The sequence below is a fragment of the Mesorhizobium sp. M7A.F.Ca.MR.362.00.0.0 genome (assembly GCF_004023175.1).
In the GTDB taxonomy this organism is placed as follows: domain Bacteria; phylum Pseudomonadota; class Alphaproteobacteria; order Rhizobiales; family Rhizobiaceae; genus Mesorhizobium.
The window spans coordinates 1-450 of record NZ_RZTF01000919.1 but is presented as its reverse complement, the minus strand read 5'-3'; the positions used below and the strand labels follow the sequence as shown (position 1 = coordinate 450).

Here is a 450-nt window from a genome sequence, read left to right as displayed (position 1 = left end):
GTGGATATTCGTGGTGGTGGAGTTGTAGACGACCTTGCCCGCGGCGCCGCCGCCCGCGCCACTGCCGCCGATGCCGACGGTCAGGCCAAGGCCGACACCGATGACGCCGCCGCCATTGCCGCCGCCGCCACCGATCGATTGCACGATGATACCGGCCGACCTTTCCTTGAAGGTTTCGACCGAACCATTATAGGTCGCATCGACTGCCTTGCCCGCGCCTGCCGCGCCGCCGCCACCACCGATGCCCAGATTGGCGATCGCGCCAAACGTGCCGACGAAGCCGCCATTGCCGCCACCGCCGCCGACCGACTGTACGACGAGGCCGATCGAGTCGGTGCCGCGCGTGATGATCGATTGCTGGCCGCCATTGGCGGTGCGGAAGAACACGTCGCCGCCATCGCCGCCGCCGCTGCCCTTGCCGCCGATTCCAACGCTCGCTCCGAAGAGGGC

1 pseudogene is annotated in these 450 nt (G+C 68.4%); it reads right to left on the bottom strand.

Annotated elements, in window-relative coordinates:
* Window positions 1-450: pseudogene (locus tag EOC06_RS44955) on the bottom strand (hypothetical protein); the annotation flags it as partial.